Origin of the sequence: Streptococcus mitis, from assembly GCF_019929545.1 — a bacterium.
In the GTDB taxonomy this organism is placed as follows: domain Bacteria; phylum Bacillota; class Bacilli; order Lactobacillales; family Streptococcaceae; genus Streptococcus; species Streptococcus mitis_BU.
Window position 1 is genome coordinate 74,148 of record NZ_JAHZPT010000002.1, and the last position, 22,968, is coordinate 97,115.

Genomic DNA, 22,968 nt, shown 5'->3' on the forward strand with positions numbered 1-22,968 from the left:
GAAATTCTTCCTTCTAACTTTATACGATCTACTGATTTCGATTTATCTCTATCTTTCGTTAAGAAATTTTTTTCATTTACCATTTACATTGAATGATTTACCTCATCAAATTTGTAAATATCCTAAACCTTCTCTAGGCGTCATAACCAATATCAAAAAAGGCTAATTCTAAAGCGACCGCTTGATTCCAGCGTTCCTGAAGTTCTGTCAAATCTTCTCGACCTTGTCCGACACGATTGAGTTCGTCAACCAGAAATTGAACCCACTCTGTAAAGAAAGGACCTCTGTGGAGGTTGATCCATTCCGAATGAATATAGGCTTCAGGTAGAGCCAAATCTATAGAACCCCAGTCTAAATAGAGACCTTCTGCAATGACCAACATGACCAAAAGATGAGCATAATCTGATGATGACACAGCAGAATACATAAGCTCCTGAAAGGCTTTTGTTACAGGGTGCAAGGTTACTTCTAGATAGTCATTCTCAGATACTTTTAACTCTTTGAAAGCCTTTTGGAAATAACCATCTTCGTCTGCTTCAAGAAAGCCTAGTTGCTTGGCAAAACGAAGCTTGGATTCAAGCTGGTCTGCGTGGGCTACGCAAGCACCCAGCATGGATAAGAAGGCATCAAAGAAGTGATAATCTTGAATCAGATAATCCTTTAAGACCTTATTCTCAATTGTCCCCGCAAAAAGTTCCTTAACAAAACGATGATTAATTGCATCCTGCCAATCCTTCTGACTGCTTTTTAATAATTCTCCAACAATCAAACCTGGCACAAATGCATAGTCTTGTGTTTCCATATTTACTTTTCCTCTCTTTACTCGTTCGTAATCAACAAAACATCAAGAAAATTCTAGTTTTACTTGACCTTTTTAAAGAAAATCAAGGGCGTTCAAGAAGAGCTACCTAAATACTTTGTATCACCTTCATCCAGCTTATATAAACAAAAAAACTCCAATTACAATCAAGAATTAGAGTTGACTTACAAGATTAGATCGTTCATTTCGCCATACGAAAAAAACTGTTCACATTTCCCTTCGCCAGTCTTAACTGTATCAGGTTCAATGGGTATCATCTCAGCCTAAAGCACCCCAAATGTCTTTATTATTTAATTACTGCACCAGTATAGCAAAAAATGAAAGCCCTAGCAAGATATTTGATTAGAAAATATATTTGTATAGATTTCAATGGTGATTTATTCTTCCTATAGACGAAGAAAAACCTCCACATCAAGTGGAGGTAATCTCTTTTATCAATACAATTTTAAGTCGCGTGGGTCAACTGGGAAGGTTGGGTTGTATGGGTTATGACGAAGTTTAAAGTGTTTAACATCTTCAATAGTCTGAGTTCCAGACAATTGCATAACTGTCTTCAATTCCGCATTCAAGTGTTCAAAGACTTGACGCACACCAACACTACCGCCGAGAGCCAAGCCATAGATAACCGGGCGACCAATAGCTACCAAGTCTGCTCCTGAAGCCAAGGCTTTAAAGACGTGTTGACCACGACGAATACCTGAGTCAAAGACGATTGGTACGCGTTTATCAACTGCTTCTGCTACTTCTTGAAGTGAGTCAAAGGCAGCTGGTCCACCGTCGATTTGGCGACCACCGTGGTTGGTTACCCAGATACCAGAGGCACCTGCAGCAAGCGAACGTTCAACGTCCTCACGGCATTGTGGTCCTTTAACGTAAACTGGTAATCCTGAATATTCAGCGATAAATTCTACATCACGTGGAGACAAGCGTTGTTTAGCTGATTTGTAAACAAAGTCCATTGATTTTCCAGCACCTTCTGGCAGATATTCTTCAACAATCGGCATGCCAACTGGGAAGACAAAACCATTACGCTTGTCCACCTCACGATTGCCCCCTACAGTAGCATCTGCCGTCAAGACAATCGCTTTATAACCTTCAGCCTTCACACGGTCCATGATGTGGCGGTTAATCCCGTCATCTTTACTAAAGTAAAATTGGAACCAATGAGGTGTTCCTTGAAGGGCTTCTGTAATTTCTGGAAGATCTACAGTAGAGTAAGAGCTGGTTGTATAGAGAGAACCAAACTCATGCACACCACGCGCAGTCGCCACTTCACCCTGTTCATTTGCCAATTTATGAGCCGCAACAGGCGCCATAATGATTGGTGAAGACAATTTTTCACCTGCAAATTCAATCTCTGTACTTGGATTTTCTACATTGCAAAGTGTATGCGGAACGATGAGTTTGTGGTTAAAGGCACGAATATTCTCACGCAAAGTGAAAGTATCTTCCGCCCCACTAGCAATATAGCCAAATGCTGCTTTAGGAATAACTTGTTGCGCCATTGGCTCCAAATCATAGGTATTGATGAAATCTACATGACCTTCTGCATTGCTTGTTTTGTATGACATAAAATGCCCTCCTTAATAAGTAAGCGTTTACTTTGTATGTTACAAAAATATCTTAACTCTTTTTTCAAAACTTTTCAAATATTTTGTTTGGAAATTTCATACTTTCAATCATTTTACAGAGATAATTAAAAATGATAAACTTTCTTAAGTTATGGAAATTCAACTAATCTTTTCATTTTCTAGTATAAAAAAGAAATCAGGTAATCCTAGTGACTACCTGATTTTCTATGTTTTAAGCATTTTGCCAATTTTCTTGGTCTTCTTTAAATCGTTTTAGAAGATCGAGCCCTTCTGGTGTGATGTAACCTTCTTCTTGGGCTAGGTGAATGAGTTCACTGTAGTTAGAAAGCGTCACAAGTTTGACACCTGCATCTGAGAAGTTCTTATCTGCTTTTGGCAATTGGTAGCTGAAAATCGCTACAACTCCAAGCACATCTGCTCCTTCTCGCTTTGCTGCTGCTACTGCTTCAAGAACAGAACCACCTGTTGAAATAAGATCTTCAACAACTACCATTTTTTGACCCTGAGCTACGCGGCCTTCGATTTGGTTACCAGCTCCGTGATCTTTTGGTTTACTACGGATATAGGCAAATGGCAAGTTCATCTTATCAGCAATGATAGCTCCGTGTGGAATCCCTGCTGTTGCAGTTCCTGCAATGACTTCTACCTCTGGAAAGGCTTCTTTAATAGCTTCCACAAAGCCATTTTCAATTAAGGTACGAGTTTCTGGATAGGCTAGTGTCACACGATTATCAGTGTAAATCGGTGACCTGATACCAGATGCCCAAGTGAAAGGCTCCTCTGGTTTAAGGTAAACGGCTTGAATTTTCAAGAGGTGGCTAGCGATATCTTTAGCAAGTGTCATGGTCTTCTCCTTTTGTTTTTCTAATCTATTTCTTTAATTCTAGTCTTGGTTCCATTCCTCTTTGATTGCATGATAAGCTGCAACAGGATCCTCAGCTTGGGTAATGGGACGTCCCACTACGATATAGTCACTGCCGATTTGATAGGCATCTGCTGGCGTCATGACGCGTTTTTGATCTCCTACTGCAGCTCCCTGTGGACGAATTCCTGGCGTTAAACAGATAAAATCTTGTTTGGTAGCCTGCTTGATGACTTGCACTTCCTGAGCCGAGCAAACAACACCATCTAATCCCGCTTCAGCTGTCTTCTTAGCATAATGAATCACAGACTCTTGCAGGCTGGTTTGGATATTTTGAAACTCCTGCATCTGAGCTTCTGATGTTGATGTGAGCTGAGTGACAGCGATCAATTTGGCTTGACTTCCAAGACCTTCACGCGCAGCCTTCATCATCTCTACACCACCAGCCGCATGAACATTGGTCATGTCTACACCAAGCTGAGACAAGATCTTCATGGCTGACTTGACTGTATTGGGAATGTCATGAAGTTTAAGATCAAGAAAGACGCTATGTCCCAAGTTTTTTAAATAGGAAATAATCTCAGGCCCCGTTGCGTAATAAAGCTCCATCCCTACCTTTAGATAAAGGCTTTCTTCTACTGGGAAAAGAGCTAAAAATTCCTTGACCGCCTCAAAACTAGGAAAATCAAGAGCAATAACTGGACGATGTTCTCGCATAGGTTTCTCCTTTTACCTTTGCTAGTGAGAGAGTCTGGCCACAAGAAGCCACGAAAAAAGGAACCTGCCAACAGCAAGGTTCCACGAAAAATGGGTAGTCTCCACCCTTTCACCGTCTAACCTTAGCTGCCTCTCTGGACTGCTTTAAAGGTTTTTTACTATTCTATTATTTCTACTAGCACTTGTCAAGTAAAAACATGGTCACTAAAGAGCTATAGAAAAAAAAGCTAAACCTAGCGACGCGATGAACGCTGACTTGTTTGATTTCGATTGCTCTCTTCCTCCAATTTTTTCTTCTCTTCTTCCAATTTATTCTGCTGTTCTTCCAGTCTTTTCTTCTCTTCCTCTTTTTGTTTCTTCTCAGCTTCCTTGGCCTCTTGTTTGGCCTTTTCCTCAGCTTCCATAATTAATTTATCCGCCACAGTGTAACTGTAAATTCCAGCTTCCATGTCAATCACACTCGGTTCTGACAATTGTGGCTTAATCTTACTGTAATATGGCAGTTTCTTACTCATTTCAGAAAGGGGAACCAAAACTTCGTCCGAATCATTCATAGTCAATCGAATTAAATCTGATGTGACCTTGCTTGGGGCTAATTCCACCTTCTGGATAGCCGCCTTGAGTTCTGGACTAATTTGAGCAAGTTCTGACGTAAAGGTCTTGATTTGTTCGCTGTCATTAAAGAGAACTGATATATAAGTTTCTGGCAGACTCACCAAACTGACCGCACTGGTCTCAAGCTGACCACTTGAAAGGATTGGATAATGACTTTCTCCAGAAACATAGTAGGCTACAATATCATATTCCTTGACCTTGATTGTAAACTTGGTTGGAAATTGATAGACAAGCTGAGCTGATTCAACCCAATAGTTAGACTTGATCTGCTCTTCATATTTTGCCTTGTCTAGCAGAAGGTTAATCGTATAATCCGAATCCTGAATGCCTGAAGCCTGTCGAATATCATCATCTGTGGTTTGCACTGTTCCCTCAACACGAATATCCTTCATGGTTGCATAAGGGCTGAGCAAGTATGCAGAGACAACCAATAAAAGCAGACATGGAAATAAAATCGTTAAGGCTCGTAAGATATGGATTCCTGGAATTTTCGGTTTGACCGGTTTTTCCTTTACAGACTTTTTATCTGCCTTTTTATCCTCTTTCTTTGGCTCTTTGGACTTTGATTCTTCTTTGACTACTTCTTTTTTGACGTCTTCTGACTCTTCTGCTTCTTCTTTCGCATCTTCCTTGGCTGATTCTGAATCTTTTGGATCAGATTCACTCTCTTGGTCCTCGGTTGCATCTAACTTTTCAGATTTTGAAGCCATTCGAGCTTGTCTTTCCTTTTCCTTCTCCTCAGCTAGGGCCGCCTCTTCTTCAGCCTTCTTTTTTAGATATTCCTGGTTTCGTTTCTGCCATTCTGATAACTCTTTAAATTCTTCGAGGATTTCTTTGCCCTCTTTTTTCTTATCTTTTGACATTTACTTTCCTTATGATAAATCTTTTTTCAACAATTGATAAAAATCTGCTAGAGATTTCAATTCCTTAGAAACCTTCATCTTCGCTTGATAGTCTTCCTTGTGGCTTAGTAAGTGAGAAAGCTTCTCTTCTAAACTGTCCAAGGTCAAATCGCTTTCTTGAAGCTCTTCTGCATAGCCTTTTTTTACAAAGTAAGCCGCATTTTCAATCTGGTCTCCACGACTAGCTTCACGACCAAGTGGCACAATAACATGTAATTTTGCCATGGCTAAGAGCTCAAAAATCGTATTGGCACCACCACGTGTCACAACAATATCAGCCAATTCCATCAAGGGTTGATAGAGATTGGTCACATAGTCAACACGAAAGAGATTTTGGCTCAACTCATTCAGGCTAGAATCTCCAGTTAAATTGATAATATTGTAGCGCTCTGTCAGTTCTTTCTTATGGTCTGTCACCAATTGGTTAAAGACACGAGCGCCTGCAGAACCACCAACAAACAATACTGTTGGCAATTTGGGATTAAAGTGAGTTTGAATATCCACCAATTCATCGGGTTCTGGACTTTTTTTGTCTGAAACCTTTGTCACTGCTCCTACATGCTCAACCTTAGCCAAACTTGAAGCTTGCTCAAAGGTTGAATACATCTTCGTCGCAAATTTATAGGCAATTTTATTGGCCAAGCCCATAGATAGGTCAGATTCGTGAATAAAGACAGGAACTCCTGAAACACGGGCTGCGATAACAGGTGGCACAGAGACAAAGCCTCCCTTTGAAAAAAGTGCTTGTGGACGAAGTCTCAACATGATAAAGAGAGATTGGACAATTCCCCATCCAACTTTAAAGACGTCCAGCATATTTTGCCAAGAGAAATAACGACGTAATTTGCCAGTCGCAATGGAATGGAAGGTTACATCTAGACCTGATTTAAGGATTTCTTGGTGTTCGATGCCACGTTTATCTCCGATATAGTGGACTTCCCAGCCATCTTCGATGAACTTGGGCATCAACAAAAGGTTGAGGGTAACGTGTCCAACCGTCCCCCCACCTGTAAAGACAATTTTTTTCATATTATTCCTTTAACTCCGCTACTGTGTCGATAAAGAGGTCGCCACGTACTTCAAAGTTAGCATACATATCCCAGCTGGCATTGGCAGGACTGAGAAGGACTACATCTCCTTGAGTCGCAAGTTCATAGGCTTTGCGGGTCGCATCTGCAATATCAGTCGCATCCACATATGCCACACCAGCCTTGTCTGCTGCCCGTTTAACACGTTCTGCAGACTGACCCAGGATGACCATCTTCTTGAGTCCAGTAATATCTGGAACCAATTCGTCAAACTCATTACCACGGTCCAAACCACCTGCAATCAAGATGACCTTGCTGTTGTCAAATCCTGACAAGGCTTTTTGGGTAGCCAAGATATTGGTTGATTTACTATCATTATAGAATTTGACACCCTTGATTTCATCCACAAATTGGAGACGGTGTTTGACACCACCAAAGGCTGAAAGAGTTTCTTTGATGGTTTGGTTATCCACACCACGAAGCTTGGCTACAGCAATCGTCGCAAGAGCATTTTCCACATTGTGGCTACCTGGAACTCCGATTTCGCTAGCTGCCATGACCACTTCTCCACGGAAGTAGAGCTGACCATCTTCCAAATAAGCTCCATCAACCTTTTCAAGTGTTGAGAATGGTACAACGGTAGCTTGTGTTTTAGTGGCCAATTCTTTTGCTAAATCTTGGTTAAAGTTCAAGACAAGGAAATCAGCCGCTGTCATCTTGTTCTGGATATTCCACTTGGCTGCTACATATTCCTCAAAAGAACCGTGGTAGTCGATATGAGTTGGCATGAGGTTAGTAATAACCGCAATCTCAGGATGGAATTCTTGAACACCCATGAGTTGGAAAGAAGAAAGTTCCATAACAAGAGTGTCCTTGTCTGACGCAGTTTGGGCCACTTGACTAGCTGGATAGCCGATATTTCCTGATAAAAGACCATGTTGCCCAGCAGCAGTCAAAACTTCCCCAATCATGGTCGTTGTGGTTGTTTTTCCATTTGAACCAGTAATACCAACAATCGGTGCTTCAGAAATCAAATAAGCCAATTCCACCTCGGTCAAGACTGGAATTCCCTTCGCCAAAGCCTTTTCAATCATGGGATTACTGTATGGGATACCTGGATTTTTCACCATAAGGGCGAACTCTTCATCCAAGAGTTCCAAAGGATGACCGCCTGTGATGACCTTGATCCCTTCTTCCAACAAACTTTGGGCAGCTGGATTGTCCTCGAAAGGTTTCCCGTCATTTACTGTCACAATGGCACCTAGCTTGTCCAACAAACGAGCTGCAGATTCACCAGACTTGGCCAAACCTAAAACAAGGACTTTCTTATTTTTAAATTGATCTATTACTTTCATGTCTCGAACTCCATTTCTACTCTTACTATTTTACCATTTTTATGGAAATAATTCTAAACGAAAATGCTCAGATTCAGCATTCTAACAAGCAAAAAGAGAGCCAAAACTCTCTTTTTATCTTCTTTTACTTTTATGGACCGACATGAGGGTAATATCTCGCAAGCTAAAGTATGCTAGGAAGAGCATGGCGATTGCGATAAAGAATTCTGTCGGTAGCTGAAAGATTTGCAGAACAGACAACATGAGTAAAATCAAGAGTGCTACGAAAGCAAAGACGACAAGGACGATATTGACTGTCCCTTTAATGCTTTCTGGTGTCGCAAATACATAGAGTAGTAATAAGAGGAGTCCTATGATTAAATAAACCATCTTTATCTCTTTCTAGCTCTTATTCAGCTGATTTTTTCTTCTTGTTAGCTTTCTCACGCTCTGCCTTGTTAAGGATTTGTTTACGCAAACGAATAGACTCAGGCGTCACTTCCATGTACTCATCATCGTTCAAGAACTCAAGAGACTCTTCAAGTGTCAAGATACGAGGTGTCTTGATAACAGCTGTTTGGTCCTTAGTAGCTGAACGAACGTTGGTCATTTGTTTAGCCTTAGTGATGTTAACTGTCAAGTCGTTTTCACGAGAGTTTTCACCGATGATCATTCCTTCGTAAACCTCAGTACCTGGGTTGACAAAGATAGTACCGCGTTCTTCGATAGACATGATAGAGTAAGTTGTAGCCTTACCAGCATCGATAGAAACAAGGGCACCACGGTGACGACCACCAATTTCACCTGGAATCAATGGCAAGTATTGGTCGAAGGTATGGTTCATGATACCGTAACCACGAGTCATTGACAAGAACTCAGTTGAGTAACCGATCAACCCACGCGCTGGAACAAGGAAGACCAAACGAGTTTGACCATTACCAGTTGAAATCATATCCAACATTTCACCCTTACGTTCAGAAAGGCTTTGGATAACAGATCCTTGGTATTCTTCTGGAGTGTCGATTTGAACACGTTCAAATGGTTCACATTTAACACCGTCGATTTCTTTTACGATAACCTCTGGACGAGATACTTGAAGTTCATATCCCTCACGACGCATTGTTTCGATAAGGATTGACAAGTGCAATTCTCCACGTCCTGAAACAGTCCATTTATCTGGTGAATCAGTTGGGTCAACACGAAGGGAAACGTCTGTTTGCAATTCTGCCTGCAGGCGTTCTTCTACCTTACGAGAAGTTACCCATTTACCTTCTTTACCAGCAAATGGTGAGTTGTTAACCAAGAAAGTCATTTGAAGAGTTGGTTCATCGATGTGTAGGATTGGAAGAGCTTCAACTGCGTCTGTCGGAGTGATAGTTTCACCGACAAAGATGTCTTCCATACCTGAAACGGCGATCAAATCACCTGCTTTAGCTTCTTGGATTTCACGACGTTCCAAACCAAAGAAACCAAAGAGTTTTGTAACACGGAAGTTTTTAGTTGTGCCGTCAAGTTTAGAAAGGGTAACTTGGTCCCCAACCTTAACAGTACCACGGAAGACACGACCGATACCGATACGTCCAACGAAGTCGTTGTAGTCCAAAAGTGACACTTGGAACTGCAAAGGCTCATCTGAGTTATCTACTGGAGCTGGGATATGGTCGATAATCGTGTCAAAGATTGGTGCCATAGTAGCTTCTTGGTCAGCTGGATCATCTGACAATGAAGAAGTTCCATTGATCGCTGAAGCATAGACCACTGGGAAATCAAGCTGGTCGTCATCTGCACCAAGCTCGATGAAAAGTTCCAAGACCTCGTCCACTACTTCTGCTGGACGAGCTGATGGTTTATCGATTTTGTTAACAACCACGATTGGGACAAGGTCTTGTTCCAAGGCTTTTTTCAATACGAAACGAGTCTGTGGCATGGTTCCTTCGTAGGCATCTACGACCAAGACAACACCGTCAACCATCTTCATGATACGCTCAACTTCTCCACCGAAGTCCGCGTGTCCTGGTGTATCCATGATGTTGATACGAGTTCCGTTGTAGGCAACGGCTGTATTTTTAGCAAGGATGGTAATTCCACGCTCTTTTTCGATATCGTTTGAGTCCATAGCACGCTCTGCCAATTCAGTACGTGCATCAAGCGTTTCTGATTGTTTCAATAATTCGTCAACGAGGGTTGTTTTACCGTGGTCAACGTGGGCGATAATCGCAATGTTACGGATATCTTCTCTTAATTTTGTCATGATTTCCTCTATAATATTCAAAATTTATTTTCTAACTGAACGATTATACCATAATTTCAGGTAAATAACATAACTCAAGCAAGTGTAAATGTTTTCACTATGCTTTTCTTTTCATGTCAAGCCTTTTCAAAGCAAGCGACTTATGATAAGATAGGCACAGTATGCGTTTAGATAATTTATTAGCCCAAGAAAAAGTCAGCCGAAAGGCCATGAAACAAGCCTTACTCAAAGGGGACATTCTCGTCGATGGTTGCCCAGCCCGCTCCCTAGCCCAAAATATCGATACAGGACTACAGGAACTCCTTTTTCAGGAACAAATCATTCAAGGCTATGAGCACACCTATCTTATGCTTCATAAGCCTGCTGGTGTCGTTACAGCCAACAAAGACAAGGAACTTCCAACCGTCATGGACTTGCTTCCGCCTGACATCCAGTCTGACAAGCTCTATGCTGTCGGCCGACTGGACCGAGATACGACGGGTCTCCTCCTCTTGACCGACAACGGTCCCTTGGGCTTTCAGCTCCTCCATCCCCAATATCATGTCGATAAAACTTATCGAGTTGAGGTCAATGGACTTCTAACACCTGACCATATCCAAGCCTTTCAAAAAGGAATTGTCTTTTTAGATGGCACTATCTGTAAACCTGCAAGACTAGAGATTCTATCTGCAAGTCCTTCCCTCAGTCAAGCCTCCATCACCATTTCAGAAGGAAAATTTCATCAGGTCAAGAAAATGTTCCTATCAGTTGGTGTCAAGGTAACCTCCCTCAAACGAGTTCAGTTCGGTGAGTTTACATTAGACACAGAACTAACAGAAGGCCATTACCGTCCTTTGAATCCCGAGGAATTGGAAATCATTAAAAATCACTTAGAGAAAAGTGGATAAAACAAAAAAAGCTTTCAAATAAAGCTTTTTTTAGATTCTTACTTAAATACTCATTAGGATGATGCCTGCAACCCAGTTAATTACAGAAACTACAATACCTATAATTGCTAGAACTCTTTCTGTTTTATAGTCAAGTCCAGATTCTTTTTGACGTGAGTTTGCTTCTATTATAGCAAGAACTCCTAAAACAATACCTACCACTGGAAGCAAAAGACTAGCTACGATTGATAGAATACCTAAAACAAGTGATGGTTTTTTCTTTTCTTGTGTGTCCATATTATAAAACTCCTTAAAATGATTATTAATTTAGTATATGAGACCGACTTTATAAACTTTTTCCTTGCTCTTAACTGGTCTTCACTTTCCCTTTCCAAGAATCCAAACCATAAGAAAGGATATAAATCTCAGAAAAACCTTGTTTTTTCAAGTAAAGGGCTGCATTTGTAACACGTTGCGCACGTTGGTTTTCGTAGAGAAGGACAGGTTTATCCTTACGAAGGGCTGCAAGACTTGTCTTCAACTGACTTGAAGGAATATTGCGGGCACCAAGGATATGTTTTCTGTGGAATTCAGCTGGGTCTCGCAAATCAATCAATTGACCCGTACGAATCAAGGCTTCAAACTCCTCATTGTCTACGATTTTAGCCGCACGGCGAATACGAAGATAGTTAAAGCCCATCCATGCCAACATTGCTAGTATAAGTGCCCACAAAATCCAAGTAACCATTAGTTCATTTCTCCATTTTTCTCAATATAATCCAATTCTATCTTGTGTTCTCTGCGAAGAACCGCTTCTGCCTCTAGATAGTCTAATTTGTCCATCAACCCTGCATCATAAATCCGTGAGAGTTCGAGCTTCATCAGTTCAATATCATATAAGCGTTTTCCAATGTAAACAATAATACCAAATCGTTTGAGGAATTGCTGCACATCATAGAATGTTTTCATAAGACTCATTCTAGCAAAATTTTATGTTTTTTTCAAGAAGAGACTCACACAATGCCCCTGATTTTCCTATCATCTTTGGCGATTCTGACGCAAGTATGGTACAATAAAAACATGAGAATTCAACAATTACACTATATTATCAAAATCGTCGAAACTGGCTCCATGAATGAGGCAGCCAAGCAACTCTTTATCACCCAACCCAGTCTTTCCAATGCTGTGAGAGATTTGGAAAATGAAATGGGCATTGAAATCTTTATTCGTAATCCTAAGGGTATTACCTTGACCCGTGATGGGATGGAGTTTCTCTCTTATGCCCGTCAAGTTGTCGAGCAAACTCAGCTTCTGGAAGAACGCTATAAAAATCCTGTCGCCCACCGCGAACTCTTTAGCGTTTCGTCCCAGCACTATGCCTTTGTGGTCAATGCCTTTGTCTCTCTGCTCAAGAAAAGCGATATGGAAAAATACGAGCTCTTCCTTCGTGAAACTAGGACTTGGGAGATTATCGACGACGTCAAGAACTTCCGTAGTGAGGTCGGTGTCCTATTTTTCAACAGCTACAACCGTGATGTTTTAACAAAAATGCTGGATGACAACCACCTGCTGGCTCATCATCTCTTTACCGCACAACCGCATATATTTGTCAGCAAGACCAACCCTCTGGCAAAGAAAGACAAGGTGAGACTCTCTGATTTAGAAAACTTCCCTTACCTCAGCTATGACCAAGGAACTCACAACTCCTTCTACTTCTCTGAAGAGATTCTCTCGCAGGAATACCACAAAAAATCCATCGTAGTCAGCGACCGTGCCACTCTCTTTAACCTCTTGATTGGTTTGGATGGATACACGATCGCAACAGGGATTTTGAACAGCAATCTCAATGGAGACAATATTGTCTCTATCCCACTAGATATTGATGACCCTATAGAGCTGGTCTATATTCAGCATGAGAAAACCAGTCTATCTAAGATGGGCGAACGCTTTATCGACTATCTACTAGAAGAAGTCCAGTTTGATAGTTGAGAAAAAATAAGAACCAATATGTAGGCTAGCAACAACCTGCATATTGGTTCTTTTTACTTATAATTAAAAGTCTCCCCTGCCAGCTTATCAGCTAGCTTTGGAAAGAGGGTATAAAACTTATGAGCTAGGTTCAACAAAACTGGGAGATTGAGTTCCCGTTTATTTTTTCCTATAATCTTGACAATCTTTTTAGCCACTGCATCTGGTTCTAGCAGGAAACGATCAACTGACTTGAGATAGGTTCCATCTGGGTCGGCTTTGTCAAAAAATCCTGTTCGGATTGGTCCTGGATTGACTGTTGTCACATAGACTCCATAGGGCATGAGTTCGAGGCGCAGAGCATTTGAAAAACCAATGGCCGCAAACTTGGTCGCTGAGTAGAGACTAGACTTGCCAGTAGCAATCAAACCTGCCATGCTAACAATATTGATGATATGGCCTTTTCGACTTTCCTTCATTCGAGCCGCAAGGTGTCGAGATAGGTTCATCAGTGCAAAGGTATTGACCTCAAACATCTGGTGAATATCTTGGTCGGAAATCTGGTCAAATTCCTCAAAGATCCCGTAACCAGCGTTGTTAATCAAGACATCAATCCTGCCGTAGCGGTGATAAAGGTCTGTTACCAGAGTTTCTAAGGATGAGTCATCGGTAATATCGATTTCAATCAATTCTGCATGGGGATGGTTTCCGTAGAGTTGGGCTAATTTTTCCTTATTTCTACCAAGCAAGATGAGTTGGTCATTTGGCAAGAGTTTGACCATTTCTTGAGCTAGGCCACCGCTAGCTCCGGTAATGAGAATAGTAGGCATACTGTTCCTTTCTCAATCTTTTAGATTTCCACTTCTTCCAAGTCTTTGACCACATGGACATTTTCAAAAATGCTAGCAGCGTCTTTTTTGAGCTTGCTGATATCCTTTGAGAGGAAACGGGCACTGATATGGTTAAGCAAGAGGCGTTTAGCACCTGCTTCTACTGCCACCTGCGCTGCCTGCATGTTAGTAGAGTGGCCATGGTTACGAGCAATTTTTTCATCACCCTTGCCATAAGTCGATTCATGGACAAGGACATCGGCATTGACAGCCAGACGCACACTGGTATTGGTTTTGCGGGTATCACCCAGAATGGTGATAATCTTACCTGGACGTGGAGCTGAGATATAGTCTGGTGCCTTGATTTCAGTTCCATCTTCTAAAACAACGTCCTGACCGTTTTTGATTTTTCCAAAAAGTGGGCCAAATGGGACGCCAGCTGCCTTGAGTTTTTCAGCATCCAGCGTTCCTTCCAAGTCCTTTTGCATGACACGATAACCAACACAGAAAATTGTGTGATCCAGCTCCTCTGCATACACAGTGAATTTATCGGTCTCAAGGATTTTTCCTAAAGAATCTTGGTCAAACTCATGGAAATGAATGCGGTAGGGCAGACGAGAACCTGACACACGAAGGCTGGTTAAGACAAATGACTTGATTCCTTGAGGTCCATAGATTTCTAAATCCGTCTGCTCTTCATTAGCCTGAAAGGCTCGACTAGAAAGGAAACCTGGCAAGCCAAAGATGTGGTCTCCATGTAGGTGCGTAATAAAGATTTTGCTGACCTTACGTGGTCGAATTGTCGTTTCCAGAATGCGATTTTGCGTACCTTCTCCACAGTCAAAGAGCCAGACCTCGTTAATCTCATCCAAGAGTTTCAGGGCGAGACTGGAGACATTGCGGGCTTTAGAGGGCTGGCCAGCCCCCGTTCCTAAAAATTGAATATCCATTCGATACTTTCTAATTAATCAATATATAACATGGCTGTGCGGTTTTCCGATCGGAAATAGCGCTTGCCAGAAAAAGAAGCAACTTCTTGCAGTAAATCCTCTTGACTATAACCTTTTAGACGCTTACGACCGTCAGCCAAGCTTTCCAAATCAGTCAAAGCTGTGAGATTTTCCACACTAACAATTTCCTCATCTCCAACAGCCTTCATGTAAATCTTGCCAGACTCCTCAAAGACCAGTTGATAGGGGAAAATTTGCGCAATTTCAAAGAGCAAGTCTTCTGAAATAACCTCTTCATTTTCAGAGAAAATTCTACCCAGACCCTCACTATCATAACAAAAACCAAAGGATTTGCCAGACAGATTAAGTCGAATAAAAGGTTTGTTTTCTAGGGTGAAACTTGGCTCAGTATTGTAAAGATTCAGTTCCTGACTGAGTTCCGCAAAATAATCCGTCGCAGCTTGAGGACTTTTTTTCTGGTAGAGTTCTGCAAAGTAAGCATTGACCACGCTGGGCGGAGGAGTGATCAGTGCCAACTGCTCTTGCTCTGTTCTACCAGCTAGAAGTTGATCCAGATAGACCTTGTCTAGACTTGTATAGCCCCCATATTTTAGAGCCAACGTTTTAATATCAGTCATAAAATTCCTCTAACCTCCATTTGTTTTTCTCAGAAATGTAACCTCTAATTACTTCGCCATCCTCCTGATAATCGCGTTCTTCCAAAATCGCAACACTTTCTAAATCATGAATCTTGTAGGACTTAGAAAAAGGCACGCGCAGGGTAAAGGATTCAAAAATATCCTTGATTTTCTCTAAAAACAAAGCCTGCAAATTCTCACGACTATCCTCAGACTTGGCAGAAATGAGGGCATAAGGCGTTTGGGTAGGCGTGAAATCCTCCACCAAATCCGCTTTATTATAGAGGGTCAAGCGAGGAATGTCGTCCATATCCAGGTCTTTCATGATGGACAGAACTGTTTTTTCATGCTCCTCATGGTAAGGATTGCTAGCATCAATAACATGAACCAGAAGGTCCACATGCTTGCTTTCTTCCAAGGTTGATTTGAAACTGGACACCAATTCTGTCGGCAAATCTTGGATAAAGCCCACGGTATCTGTCAAAGTTACTTGGAGATTCCCCCCCAGATGGATACTCTTAGTCGTCGCATCCAGAGTCGCAAAGAGCTCGTCCGCTTCATACTGGGTCTTACTGGTCAAGGTGTTCATGATAGTTGACTTCCCAGCATTGGTGTAACCAATCAAACCAATCTTAAAGGTGCTGGACTCCAAACGTTTTTCTCTGACAGTCGCCCGATTTTTCTCAACCACCTTGAGCTGGCGCTCGATATCCGTAATTTGGTTTCGAACACTACGACGATTCAGCTCCAGCTGGCTTTCACCAGGTCCACGGGAACCAATTCCCCCTGCCTGACGACTGAGCATAATTCCCTGACCAACCAAGCGAGGCAAGAGATATTTGAGCTGAGCTAGGTGAACTTGGAGCTTCCCTTCATGGCTTCGAGCTCGCATGGCAAAGATATCCAAAATCAACTGCATACGGTCAATGACCTTGACACCCAGAACTTCCTCTAAATTGACATTCTGCCTTGGCGTCAGACGGTTGTTGACAATGACAGTAGTAATTTCTTCTGCATCCACCATGAGCGCAATTTCTTCTAGCTTACCAGAGCCGACGAAGGTCTTGGAATCATATTTTTCACGTTTTTGTCTGTAGCTATCTACAACAACTGCCCCAGCTGTCTTAGCTAGACTGGCCAATTCTTCCATGGAGAGGTCAAAATTGTCCATTCCCTGCAATTCTACACCAATGAGCAGAACCCGTTCCTCTTTTTTCTCCGTTTCAATCATCTAAAAACTCCTCTATCTGGCTTAAAATGCGGTCTTGCACACCAGCTTCTCCAATCTGATAAAAGGTGACCTGCATACGATTACGGAACCAGGTCAACTGACGCTTGGCAAAACGGCGGGTCGCCTGTTTGAGACTCTCACTAGCTTCCTCCAAAGTCTGCTCCCCACGAAAATACGGAAAGAGTTCCTTGTAGCCAATGCCCTTGGCTGCCTGCACATCTGGATAATGGTCAAAGAGCCACTTAGCCTCATCCAAAAGCCCAGCCTCAAACATTAGATCTACTCGGCGATTGATACGCTCATAAAGCTGACTGCGCTCATCGTCCAAGCAGATAATCAGCGGTTCATATAGACTCTCTTTATTTTCCAAATCCTGACCAAAATGGGCAATTTCCAAGGCACGCATCGCACGACGACGATTAAACTGGGGAATCTCAAGGTCCGCTTGCTCCACCAAATGGGCTAATTCCTCATCTGTATAAGGCTCCAAACTAGCCCGATAGGCCAAAATTTCCTCATGAGGAGTCTCCCCACCCAGGTGGTAGCCTTCAAGCAAGCTCTGGATATAAAGCCCAGTCCCACCGGCGATAATGGCTAGCTTGCCACGGCTGTGAATATCCTCAATAGCCATCTTAGCTTCTGAAACAAAATCAAAAGCCGAGTAAGACTCGGTTACCTCTCTAACATCGATTAAATGATGAGGAACAGCTGCCTGCTCTTCTTGACTAGCTTTGGCCGTCCCAATATCAAGTCCTCGATAGACTTGTTGGCTATCTCCACTAACCACTTCGCCATTAAAACGCTTGGCCACTTCAATAGCAAGAGCTGTTTTTCCAACAGCAGTCGGTCCAACAATCACAATTATTTTTGTTTTCATCTTTTTTCCTTGAAAAATTCCCATTTTTTCGTTACTATTATTATAACACAAAAAGGTCAGTCAGAAAAATGTGACCTCTTGAGGAGGCTGGCTGGTATAGAATATAAAGGAGGAAGACTCATGGCTAAAGGATTCGCTAAAGGTCTTGTAACAGGTGTCGCAGGAACTGTCGCTGCAGTCGCAGGTGCAGTATACGCATTTAAAAAGAAAGTGATCGAACCAGAAGAGCAAAAAGCAGCTTTCATCGAAGAAAACCGTAAAAAAGCAGCTCGTCGCCGCGTATCACGTTAAGAAACAAAAGAAGTTGGGATTTATTTTCTCAACTTCTTTTTTCTATTCTTTTAAATAGCTAGGTCAAACTTCAACTGTGGCTTGACAGGGTCATAATCCACCAACTCAAAGTCCTCTGCTTTAATATCAAAAAAATTGGTCTTATCTGGCACATTCAAGACCAAACGTGGTTGGCAGTTTGATGGCTCACGACGGAGCAATTCCTGAGCTTGTTCAAATTGATTGTCATAGATATGGAGATTGTTGATGAAGTAGAAGAACTTCCCAACCTTCCAGCCGAAATGCTTGGCAATCATCATTTGAAGAGCCACGTACTGCATAGCATTGATGTGGTGGGCCACCAACATGTCATTCGAACGCTGGGTCAAGGTCGCATCCAGATAGATTTCTCCATCTACACGGCGGACATCAAACATGGTCTGAAAGGCGCATGGGAGTAGTCCTTCTGTTTCTTCGAAAGCTTGGTAATCCCAGAGCGAAATGATATTGCGACGGTTCCAAGGGTTGACTTCCAACTGCTTGAGAAGCTTATTGATAATATCGTGTTTCTTAACAACGGCACCGTAGCGCTCACCGATGGTTCCCGTATCTCCCACTTCCCAGTCATTCCAGTAGTGAACATTGTACTTGCTATTCAGCACTTCTAGGCTATTTGATTGGTCTTGGTAGATCCAGAGAACTTCTTTGATAGCTGATTTGATTGCAATGGGACGCAAGGTTGTAATGGGGAATTCCCCCTTAGCCAAATCATACTCGGCAAAGGCACCAGTTACATACTTGGAGTTAGCAACAGTCCCATCCTTGTACTTGGGACGAGCCTGCTCAGAAAAGACTCCATCTTTGAGGATTCGTTCAATATTTTCTTTAAAAATCGTATCTGCTTTTGTCATTTACTCTCACCTCATTTATTGTCCTAACTAGTATAGCACAAAAAAAGAAAGGAGGAAAATCACTCGCTTCTGGAAAGCAATTTTCTCCTTTTTTATCTTATTGCAATACAAGTGAAGCTGCTCCGATAACTCCAGCGTCATTTCCTAGAGTTGCAAGAGCTAATTTAGTAGATGTGCGTACTTGTGGGAAAGTATTTTCATCGTAGACTTTTTGAACACCTTGTAGAAGGAATTCTCCCGCAGCTGACACACCACCACCGATGACGATTGTTGATGGGTTTAAGATTGAACCAATGTTAGCACAAGCGATTCCCAAGTAACGTGAGAAGTTACGGTAAACGATCAAAGCAAGGTCGTCTCCTTCTTTTGCAAGATCAAAGACAGTCTTAGCAGTTACTTCTTCTCCATTATCAATCAAGCGTTTCAAGGCTGCATCGCCTTCGTATTCATCGGCATAGCGACGAGTCAAGTTGACAATACCTGTTGCTGAAGCAACTGTCTCAAGGCAACCTTTCTTACCGCAAGTACATGCGATTGGTTGATCAAAGTCAACAGTGATGTGGCCAAGCTCACCTGCTGCACCAGCAACACCGTGAAGCAATTTGCCTTCTGCAACGATACCGCCACCAACACCAGTACCGAGTGTCATAAAGACAACGTCTGGTTGGTTATCTCCAGCACCCATCCAGCGCTCACCAAGAGCAGCTACGTTGGCATCATTATCGATGAAGAAAGGAATACCCAAGGCTTTTTCAATCTTTTCTTTGATTGGTTGAAGGGTTTTCCAGTTGAGGTTGTAGGCACCGATAACAGTCCCTTTTTCACGGTCAACCACACCTGGTGATCCCATTCCAATTCCTTGGAAGTCCGCTGCTACCAATCCAAGCAAGTCCAAACGATGTTGAATAGACTCAATCATATCATCAACGATATGACTTCCCTCATCCAAAATGTTGGTCTTGATAGACCATTTTTCTTGGATTTCTCCTGCTGTTGTCAAGATTGCAAATTTGATAGAAGTTCCACCAAGGTCAATCCCAATAATCTTTTGACTCATCATATTCTCCTTTTTCATTATGAATTAATTGAAAATGCTTACAGTACTAGTATAACAAAATTCACTCATTTATGCAAAGGTTTGCATTAACTTTCTAGATTTTATCCTTACTTATGGTTTCCATAGACCTGAAGCATCTACGTAGTAGCGGCCTCCATCAACTCGCTCATTTTTAGCCATTTTACCATCTGATTTCAAATAGTAGTTTCCTTGCCATGCATTGCGAGCATAAGAACCATCTGATTTCAAGTAATACCAGGCTTGGTAAGAAGAATCATAAACCCACTCACCTTGTGCCATTTTACCGTTTGATTTAAGGTAATAGTCTCCTTGCCATGCATTTTTTGCATAAGAACCATCTGATTTCAAATAATACCAAGCTTGATAAGAAGAGTCATAAATCCATTCGCTCTGTGCCATTTGACCATCAGCTTTCAGGTAATAGCTTCCCTGCCAAGCATTTTTCACTGGATTTCCATTTCCATCAAAATAGTACCAAGAACCGTCCTGATTAACCCAACCACTTGCTGTGGATGAAGTTGTATCGGTTTGAGTTGTAGCCGCTTGTTTTGCTTTAAAAGCACCCTTAGGAGCATTTTTCAATTCGCAAGCCACACCATCATGATCGCGGTCTAACTTGGCAGAATAACCAGGCTCTCCCTCGTGAATATCCGAGTATCCATTCGCCCAAGCTTCCTTACAGCTAGAAAAATGAATGTTTTCTTCTGCTAACACAGGTTGTGAAAACAAGGCTAAGACTGGCAAGGTAGCCAGACTCATTTTTAAAAATAGACGTTTATTCATTTCTTTCTCCTATAACGATGTTATCGATTTCACTATTATTTTATCAAACTTATTTCAGCAATTCAAGGAAACTTCTGGTCTTTTCTACAAACTCCTTTGGTTTAGCCTTATTCAAGACATGAGGTCCATCTGGTATAATCTGAAATTGGGATTCTGATATTAGTTTATGAAGACTTCTCATAGAGCTAAGATTCGGTTTATCTTTGCTGCCACAAATTAGTAAGGTTGGATAAGAACAAGTTCTTGATATATCCGTTAAATCAAGTGTCTTCAATTCCTCAGAAACTCCGACCATAAGAACTTTGTCTGCTCCCTGTTTTTCAAATACTCTTTTGGGAAGTAATTTAAATATCAGCAATTGAACATAAAATAGGATATTCCCTGCTAATTTTAGCGTGCATCCTGATAGAACCAAAGCTCGAAGATTTGGTAAATCATAACTGGAAAGTTCTAGTGCAAGGGCAGCACCTAAGGACAATCCAACCAAAATAAAAGGTTCTGTCTCTTGAGCTAGATGCTGATAAACCCGCTCTTTAGCTTGTTGATAGTTGCTAACTCCAGAAGGAAATAACTCAATAGCCTCAGAAGGATAATCTGTCAGTAGATTCCGAACTTCTTTCCAACTCTCTGCTGACTGCCCTAGCCCGTGTAAAAATATCAGTTTCACCTAGTTCTCCTCTAGGCTCAATTCATACAAGCCTCTCACTGCATTACAGCCGTAAATAGCTTCTGCTTGGGCTAAGTCTTTTAAGGTCAAAACTTTCTCTTCTACCTGCCCTGTTTCCAGCAAATGCTGACGGTAAATTCCTGGCAAGATTTCAAGACGGATAGGCGGTGTGTAGAGTTTCCCATCGATTTTCAGAACCAAATTTCCGATAGAGGTTTCAAGCAGTTCTCCTGACTTATTGTAGTAAATCTTCTCTTGCTCCCCTAGGTTTAAATGAGGTCGGTGGCTTGTTTTAAAATAGGTAAATGCTTGTTGCAAATTGGCTTCCTGCAGACAAAGTTGGGCCTGACAAAAACTTGGACTGAGGGGTGTTAATACTTGGCGATCGACTTCTATCTCTCCAGACTTGCTGAGAGAAATACGCAAGCGGTAATCTTGATTATCATCACAAGCCTGACACTCTGCTTCAATCTTTTGTTTCAAGTTTTCTGAATCAAATGGAAAGGCAAAATACCGACTAACTTTTCTCAGCCTTTCTATATGTTGTTCTTCAAACAGCAAGTTCTTCTGGCTGATTTTCCCTGTAGTAATCAGTTTGAAACGAGCTTGTTTACGATAGAGAACTGCTGCCTTTTGATGAACCTCACGGTATTCAGACTCCCAAGTGCTATCCCATGTAATGCCTCCGCCAACTCCATAGATAGCTTGCTCCTTGTAGAGTTGAATGGTCCGAATAGCAACATTAAAAATCCGTCGTCCATTTGGAAGCAGGAGACCAATTGTTCCGCAGTAGACTCCACGCGGTTGTGGCTCCAAGTCCTTTATAATCTCCATAGTCGCAATTTTTGGAGCTCCCGTTATGGAACCACAAGGAAATAGAGAACGGAAGATTTCAACAAGGGCAACATCCTCTCGCAACTGACTCTTGATGGTCGAGGTCATCTGCCATACAGTCGAATACTGTTCTACTTGACACAGACGCTCCACGTGCTCACTTCCCACTTCAGAAATACGGTTCATATCATTGCGCAAGAGGTCCACGATCATCATATTTTCAGAGCGATTTTTGGGATCCTGTTCTAACCAACTAGCTTGGGCAAGGTCTTCTTGGTCAGTCATGCCACGCTGAGTCGTTCCCTTCATTGGTCGCGTTGTCAACTCGTGGCCATTTTGCTCAAAAAAGAGCTCTGGGCTCATGGAAATCACTGCCATCTCGTCATGTTCAACATAGGCATTGTAGCCCGCCTCCTGCTCTACCACCATACGATTGTAGATGGCAAAAGGATTGGCACTTAATTTTTGCTTGAGTTGGACGGTGTAGTTGACCTGATAGGTGTCTCCCTGCCGCAAATGATGGTGAATCTGGGCAATAGCCTTTTCATAATCCTCTGCAGACGTTACTTCCTGCCAGTTTGAAGGCAAATCAACCTCGTCATAAATCAGAGGAATAGGGGAGGTTTCTACCCTATTATGAACGGTAAAATATAGCAGATACTCTGCCAGTAAAGGAGATTTATGAACTGCTAATTTATCCTCAAAAGCAGGTGCAGCCTCGTAGCCAACATAGCCCACCACATAATAGCCTTGCTCTTGGTAACTTTCCACTTGTGCCAACAAATCTGCCACTTCTGCTATATTTCTCGTTTTCAACTCTTTAATGGGCTGGGTAAAGGTGTATCTCTCCCCCAAAGCCCTAAAATCAATCACTGTTTTTCTATGCATACCTTAAGTATAGCACAAAATAAGAAAACCCTCATCCGCAAAGCAGATGAGAGGTT

General features: G+C 42.0%; 24 protein-coding genes, 1 pseudogene and 1 riboswitch. Of the genes and pseudogenes, 3 read left to right on the forward strand and 22 right to left on the reverse strand.

Features of this window, described 5'->3' with window-relative positions; all coding sequences use genetic code 11:
- Positions 1 to 133 precede the first annotated feature (133 nt).
- The 9 genes from K1I71_RS01175 to typA all read right to left on the reverse strand — a co-directional run bounded on the left by K1I71_RS01175 (position 134) and on the right by typA (position 10,121).
- A complete protein-coding gene (locus K1I71_RS01175) occupies positions 134 to 802 on the reverse strand; it encodes a TenA family protein (RefSeq protein ID WP_223329963.1) in 669 nt (222 codons plus the stop codon).
- A 215-nt stretch (positions 803 to 1,017) separates the two neighbouring features.
- Positions 1,018 to 1,106, reverse strand: a riboswitch (TPP riboswitch).
- A gap of 148 nt (positions 1,107 to 1,254) precedes the next feature.
- Positions 1,255 to 2,391, reverse strand: a complete 1,137-nt coding sequence (gene lctO / locus K1I71_RS01180; RefSeq protein WP_000120723.1) for an L-lactate oxidase — start codon at positions 2,389 to 2,391, stop codon at positions 1,255 to 1,257.
- A 232-nt stretch (positions 2,392 to 2,623) separates the two neighbouring features.
- Entirely contained in the window at positions 2,624 to 3,256 is a 633-nt protein-coding gene (pyrE, locus tag K1I71_RS01185) for an orotate phosphoribosyltransferase (protein WP_223329964.1), read from the reverse strand.
- Between the two features lie 39 nt (positions 3,257 to 3,295).
- A complete protein-coding gene (pyrF, locus tag K1I71_RS01190) occupies positions 3,296 to 3,991 on the reverse strand; it encodes an orotidine-5'-phosphate decarboxylase (RefSeq protein ID WP_223329965.1) in 696 nt (231 codons plus the stop codon).
- 233 nt (positions 3,992 to 4,224) lie between these two features.
- Positions 4,225 to 5,469, reverse strand: coding sequence for a cell division protein FtsQ/DivIB (locus K1I71_RS01195; RefSeq protein ID WP_223329966.1), 1,245 nt, complete (start codon positions 5,467 to 5,469; stop codon positions 4,225 to 4,227).
- A 9-nt stretch (positions 5,470 to 5,478) separates the two neighbouring features.
- Positions 5,479 to 6,537, reverse strand: coding sequence for a UDP-N-acetylglucosamine--N-acetylmuramyl-(pentapeptide) pyrophosphoryl-undecaprenol N-acetylglucosamine transferase (locus K1I71_RS01200; protein WP_223329967.1), 1,059 nt, complete (start codon positions 6,535 to 6,537; stop codon positions 5,479 to 5,481).
- Position 6,538: 1 nt separating this feature from the next.
- Positions 6,539 to 7,891: a UDP-N-acetylmuramoyl-L-alanine--D-glutamate ligase gene (gene murD, locus K1I71_RS01205; protein WP_223329968.1), complete on the reverse strand. Its 1,353-nt coding sequence runs from the start codon at positions 7,889 to 7,891 to the stop codon at positions 6,539 to 6,541.
- Positions 7,892 to 8,005: 114 nt separating this feature from the next.
- Positions 8,006 to 8,260 carry a DUF3165 family protein gene (locus tag K1I71_RS01210; protein WP_000262671.1) on the reverse strand — a complete coding sequence of 85 codons (255 nt, stop codon included), beginning with the start codon at positions 8,258 to 8,260 and terminating at the stop codon, positions 8,006 to 8,008.
- A gap of 19 nt (positions 8,261 to 8,279) precedes the next feature.
- Positions 8,280 to 10,121 carry a translational GTPase TypA gene (typA, locus tag K1I71_RS01215; protein WP_000164111.1) on the reverse strand — a complete coding sequence of 614 codons (1,842 nt, stop codon included), beginning with the start codon at positions 10,119 to 10,121 and terminating at the stop codon, positions 8,280 to 8,282.
- A 161-nt stretch (positions 10,122 to 10,282) separates the two neighbouring features.
- Here typA and K1I71_RS01220 point away from each other — a divergent pair, with 161 nt between their 5' ends.
- The gene (locus tag K1I71_RS01220; protein WP_223329969.1) at positions 10,283 to 11,008 is read left to right on the forward strand and encodes a 16S rRNA pseudouridine(516) synthase; all 726 of its coding nucleotides are present in this window, start codon (positions 10,283 to 10,285) and stop codon (positions 11,006 to 11,008) included.
- A gap of 42 nt (positions 11,009 to 11,050) precedes the next feature.
- On the opposite strand, the gene K1I71_RS01225 is transcribed toward K1I71_RS01220, so the two are convergent.
- From K1I71_RS01225 to K1I71_RS01235, 3 genes are all read right to left on the reverse strand, one after another.
- Positions 11,051 to 11,284 (reverse strand): DUF4190 domain-containing protein, encoded by a 234-nt coding sequence (locus K1I71_RS01225; protein WP_223329970.1) that lies wholly within the window; start codon positions 11,282 to 11,284, stop codon positions 11,051 to 11,053.
- A 70-nt stretch (positions 11,285 to 11,354) separates the two neighbouring features.
- Positions 11,355 to 11,735, reverse strand: a complete 381-nt coding sequence (locus K1I71_RS01230; protein ID WP_000259256.1) for a rhodanese-like domain-containing protein — start codon at positions 11,733 to 11,735, stop codon at positions 11,355 to 11,357.
- Entirely contained in the window at positions 11,735 to 11,965 is a 231-nt protein-coding gene (locus K1I71_RS01235) for a YqgQ family protein (protein ID WP_223329971.1), read from the reverse strand. The genes K1I71_RS01230 and K1I71_RS01235 overlap by 1 nt, the downstream gene beginning before the upstream one ends.
- 102 nt (positions 11,966 to 12,067) lie before the next feature.
- Here K1I71_RS01235 and K1I71_RS01240 point away from each other — a divergent pair, with 102 nt between their 5' ends.
- Positions 12,068 to 12,976, forward strand: coding sequence for a LysR family transcriptional regulator (locus K1I71_RS01240; protein ID WP_125430334.1), 909 nt, complete (start codon positions 12,068 to 12,070; stop codon positions 12,974 to 12,976).
- A 53-nt stretch (positions 12,977 to 13,029) separates the two neighbouring features.
- Here the strand turns inward: K1I71_RS01240 and K1I71_RS01245 are convergent, their stop codons facing one another.
- From K1I71_RS01245 to miaA, 5 genes are read right to left on the reverse strand one after another with little or no spacing between them, the layout of a single operon-like run.
- Positions 13,030 to 13,785 (reverse strand): SDR family NAD(P)-dependent oxidoreductase, encoded by a 756-nt coding sequence (locus tag K1I71_RS01245; protein WP_223329972.1) that lies wholly within the window; start codon positions 13,783 to 13,785, stop codon positions 13,030 to 13,032.
- Positions 13,786 to 13,805: 20 nt separating this feature from the next.
- Positions 13,806 to 14,735, reverse strand: a complete 930-nt coding sequence (rnz, locus tag K1I71_RS01250; RefSeq protein ID WP_223329973.1) for a ribonuclease Z — start codon at positions 14,733 to 14,735, stop codon at positions 13,806 to 13,808.
- A 14-nt stretch (positions 14,736 to 14,749) separates the two neighbouring features.
- Entirely contained in the window at positions 14,750 to 15,373 is a 624-nt protein-coding gene (locus tag K1I71_RS01255; protein ID WP_223329974.1) for a cystathionine beta-lyase, read from the reverse strand.
- Complete coding sequence (gene hflX / locus K1I71_RS01260; protein ID WP_049543315.1) at positions 15,366 to 16,604, reverse strand: GTPase HflX; 1,239 nt, start codon at positions 16,602 to 16,604, stop codon at positions 15,366 to 15,368. The genes K1I71_RS01255 and hflX overlap by 8 nt, the downstream gene beginning before the upstream one ends.
- Positions 16,597 to 17,481 (reverse strand): tRNA (adenosine(37)-N6)-dimethylallyltransferase MiaA, encoded by an 885-nt coding sequence (miaA, locus tag K1I71_RS01265; protein ID WP_223329975.1) that lies wholly within the window; start codon positions 17,479 to 17,481, stop codon positions 16,597 to 16,599. Before miaA ends, hflX begins: the two co-directional genes overlap by 8 nt.
- 120 nt (positions 17,482 to 17,601) lie before the next feature.
- Here miaA and K1I71_RS01270 point away from each other — a divergent pair, with 120 nt between their 5' ends.
- Positions 17,602 to 17,772, forward strand: coding sequence for a DUF3042 family protein (locus K1I71_RS01270; RefSeq protein ID WP_001051780.1), 171 nt, complete (start codon positions 17,602 to 17,604; stop codon positions 17,770 to 17,772).
- Positions 17,773 to 17,822: 50 nt separating this feature from the next.
- On the opposite strand, the gene K1I71_RS01275 is transcribed toward K1I71_RS01270, so the two are convergent.
- The 5 genes and pseudogenes from K1I71_RS01275 to pabB form a co-directional block, all read right to left on the reverse strand.
- Positions 17,823 to 18,662, reverse strand: coding sequence for a thymidylate synthase (locus tag K1I71_RS01275; RefSeq protein ID WP_223329976.1), 840 nt, complete (start codon positions 18,660 to 18,662; stop codon positions 17,823 to 17,825).
- A gap of 97 nt (positions 18,663 to 18,759) precedes the next feature.
- A complete protein-coding gene (locus tag K1I71_RS01280) occupies positions 18,760 to 19,719 on the reverse strand; it encodes an ROK family glucokinase (protein WP_000078564.1) in 960 nt (319 codons plus the stop codon).
- Positions 19,720 to 19,836: 117 nt separating this feature from the next.
- Positions 19,837 to 20,523, reverse strand: a pseudogene (locus K1I71_RS01285) (excalibur calcium-binding domain-containing protein); the annotation flags it as partial.
- A gap of 49 nt (positions 20,524 to 20,572) precedes the next feature.
- A complete protein-coding gene (locus K1I71_RS01290) occupies positions 20,573 to 21,190 on the reverse strand; it encodes an alpha/beta fold hydrolase (RefSeq protein WP_223329978.1) in 618 nt (205 codons plus the stop codon).
- Positions 21,191 to 22,912 (reverse strand): aminodeoxychorismate synthase component I, encoded by a 1,722-nt coding sequence (gene pabB / locus K1I71_RS01295; protein WP_223329979.1) that lies wholly within the window; start codon positions 22,910 to 22,912, stop codon positions 21,191 to 21,193.
- Positions 22,913 to 22,968 lie beyond the last annotated feature (56 nt).

What these genes read in the sequence shown, in the direction of transcription:
- K1I71_RS01230 (WP_000259256.1), bottom strand. Translation starts at nt 11,735, where the DNA reads ATGGTTACTTGGATTTTGTGGGCACTTATACTAGCAATGTTGGCATGG.
- K1I71_RS01195 (WP_223329966.1), bottom strand. Translation starts at nt 5,469, where the DNA reads ATGTCAAAAGATAAGAAAAAAGAGGGCAAAGAAATCCTCGAAGAATTT.
- K1I71_RS01240 (WP_125430334.1), top strand. Translation starts at nt 12,068, where the DNA reads ATGAGAATTCAACAATTACACTATATTATCAAAATCGTCGAAACTGGC.
- K1I71_RS01220 (WP_223329969.1), top strand. Translation starts at nt 10,283, where the DNA reads ATGCGTTTAGATAATTTATTAGCCCAAGAAAAAGTCAGCCGAAAGGCC.
- pyrF (WP_223329965.1), bottom strand. Translation starts at nt 3,991, where the DNA reads ATGCGAGAACATCGTCCAGTTATTGCTCTTGATTTTCCTAGTTTTGAG.
- K1I71_RS01255 (WP_223329974.1), bottom strand. Translation starts at nt 15,373, where the DNA reads ATGACTGATATTAAAACGTTGGCTCTAAAATATGGGGGCTATACAAGT.
- K1I71_RS01175 (WP_223329963.1), bottom strand. Translation starts at nt 802, where the DNA reads ATGGAAACACAAGACTATGCATTTGTGCCAGGTTTGATTGTTGGAGAA.
- K1I71_RS01200 (WP_223329967.1), bottom strand. Translation starts at nt 6,537, where the DNA reads ATGAAAAAAATTGTCTTTACAGGTGGGGGGACGGTTGGACACGTTACC.
- K1I71_RS01245 (WP_223329972.1), bottom strand. Translation starts at nt 13,785, where the DNA reads ATGCCTACTATTCTCATTACCGGAGCTAGCGGTGGCCTAGCTCAAGAA.
- hflX (WP_049543315.1), bottom strand. Translation starts at nt 16,604, where the DNA reads ATGATTGAAACGGAGAAAAAAGAGGAACGGGTTCTGCTCATTGGTGTA.
- K1I71_RS01270 (WP_001051780.1), top strand. Translation starts at nt 17,602, where the DNA reads ATGGCTAAAGGATTCGCTAAAGGTCTTGTAACAGGTGTCGCAGGAACT.
- miaA (WP_223329975.1), bottom strand. Translation starts at nt 17,481, where the DNA reads ATGAAAACAAAAATAATTGTGATTGTTGGACCGACTGCTGTTGGAAAA.
- rnz (WP_223329973.1), bottom strand. Translation starts at nt 14,735, where the DNA reads ATGGATATTCAATTTTTAGGAACGGGGGCTGGCCAGCCCTCTAAAGCC.
- lctO (WP_000120723.1), bottom strand. Translation starts at nt 2,391, where the DNA reads ATGTCATACAAAACAAGCAATGCAGAAGGTCATGTAGATTTCATCAAT.
- pyrE (WP_223329964.1), bottom strand. Translation starts at nt 3,256, where the DNA reads ATGACACTTGCTAAAGATATCGCTAGCCACCTCTTGAAAATTCAAGCC.
- typA (WP_000164111.1), bottom strand. Translation starts at nt 10,121, where the DNA reads ATGACAAAATTAAGAGAAGATATCCGTAACATTGCGATTATCGCCCAC.
- K1I71_RS01225 (WP_223329970.1), bottom strand. Translation starts at nt 11,284, where the DNA reads ATGGACACACAAGAAAAGAAAAAACCATCACTTGTTTTAGGTATTCTA.
- murD (WP_223329968.1), bottom strand. Translation starts at nt 7,891, where the DNA reads ATGAAAGTAATAGATCAATTTAAAAATAAGAAAGTCCTTGTTTTAGGT.
- K1I71_RS01280 (WP_000078564.1), bottom strand. Translation starts at nt 19,719, where the DNA reads ATGAGTCAAAAGATTATTGGGATTGACCTTGGTGGAACTTCTATCAAA.
- K1I71_RS01235 (WP_223329971.1), bottom strand. Translation starts at nt 11,965, where the DNA reads ATGAGTCTTATGAAAACATTCTATGATGTGCAGCAATTCCTCAAACGA.
- K1I71_RS01210 (WP_000262671.1), bottom strand. Translation starts at nt 8,260, where the DNA reads ATGGTTTATTTAATCATAGGACTCCTCTTATTACTACTCTATGTATTT.
- pabB (WP_223329979.1), bottom strand. Translation starts at nt 22,912, where the DNA reads ATGCATAGAAAAACAGTGATTGATTTTAGGGCTTTGGGGGAGAGATAC.
- K1I71_RS01275 (WP_223329976.1), bottom strand. Translation starts at nt 18,662, where the DNA reads ATGACAAAAGCAGATACGATTTTTAAAGAAAATATTGAACGAATCCTC.